We start from the raw sequence: 1,449 nt of genomic DNA on the forward strand, positions 1-1,449 counted from the left end.
ATCAGAAATAAGACAATTACCGTCTCAAAAAATCAACGGGAGTTTGTGGAAATTGGACGAGATCTCACCCAACCCATTATTGATGTTTCTGGACAGTTGCGAGTCGGTTCGGAACCAGAACCTGTTTACGCCGCAGTTGTTGAACCGACAAAGAATTTTATCGAAGAATTTAGACAGATTCTCGAAAGGCAAGGAATTCGAGTATTAAAGACAAGTATTATCTCAACTTCTCAATATTCTAATCCAGAATTAGCGCGGGTAAAATCTCCGCCGCTTGCTAAGTTAATTCAAACCACAAATCTAGACAGTAATAATATTTTTGCGGAGGCGTTACTGAGAATTTTAGGTGTACAACAACCGAGTTTAGATGCAGTCGAAACGGGATTAACTGCGATGCAAACAATTTTAACCCGCTTAGGGGTTGATCCAGAAGGTTATCGTTTAGTGGATGGTTCGGGTTTATCTCGTCAGAATTTAGTGAGTCCAGAAGCGTTAACTCAAGTATTAGTTGGCATGGCAAATTCACCTCAGTTTGAGAGTTATCAAAACTCTTTATCTGTCGCCGGAGAAACCGGAACGTTAAAAAGGCGATTTCAAGAGACAACAGCCGCTGGAATTGTCTATGCAAAAACCGGAACTTTAACCGGAATTTCGGCGCTAGCAGGATATATTTATCCTCCCTATTATCAACCGTTAGTGTTTAGTATTCTGGTGAATCACTCAAATTTATCAACCGCTGAGTTAAGACAAGCAATTGATCAGATTGTGATATTATTGAGTCAATTAAAAGTATGTTGAGTTTGGGTTTTCAATGGGGCGTTTACCCAACCTCACTGTTGACTTTAATTTGCTCCGACTTCACCTGGGATGATACACTTCGCGCCATTTTCCCTGAGAGAGAGTCCCCACAAACTAAAACTTGAATAATCTATCAATATTCAGACGCAGATCACCGCTTCTTTTAGATGTCGAGAGATTCCGACTGGGGCAGGTGTCCAGAAGCAAAATCTGATATTTTTTAATTTTAGATGCAATTCATCCCACTATCAGATAAGATGTATCTCATCTCAAGAGTGACAAAATTGCGATTGGCTTCGCCACTGACGCTACTGCGTCAATCGCTAACCCCATCCCCCAAGCTGGGAATCAAGTTTCGCAAACTCATCGCTCAAATCCGTTAATTCTTCTCAATAAAAAACGTATGAAAGCCAAGATTTACGAGAGAATCGAAACGCTAGTTGATATTCAAGAAAAGTTTAGCAAACGCTTGATTCCCAAAGGAACGATTGGTACTGTGACCGAATATTATGAACGTCCGAAAGAAGCCTATGGGGTTGATTTAAAAATAAAAGACGAAGCTGCATTCGGAGGCTTTGACTATGATAATGTATTGCTTTATCCCGAACAGTTTCAAGTCATTAACCAAACAGCAGAAGAAGAACATTTAAA

Annotated in this window: 2 protein-coding genes; both read left to right on the top strand. The window is 40.1% G+C overall.

Translation table 11 applies throughout. The annotated features are described in order from the left end of the window. Positions 1-798 (top strand): D-alanyl-D-alanine carboxypeptidase/D-alanyl-D-alanine endopeptidase (gene dacB / locus M595_RS27520; protein ID WP_023069851.1); only part of this gene is annotated, 798 nt, incomplete at its 5' end. A 403-nt stretch (positions 799-1,201) separates the two neighbouring features. Next, on the top strand, positions 1,202-1,449 hold a 248-nt coding region (locus tag M595_RS27525), incomplete at its 3' end, for a hypothetical protein (protein ID WP_023069850.1).

It is taken from the genome of Lyngbya aestuarii BL J, from assembly GCF_000478195.2.
Taxonomy (GTDB): Bacteria; Cyanobacteriota; Cyanobacteriia; order Cyanobacteriales; family Microcoleaceae; genus Capilliphycus; species Capilliphycus aestuarii.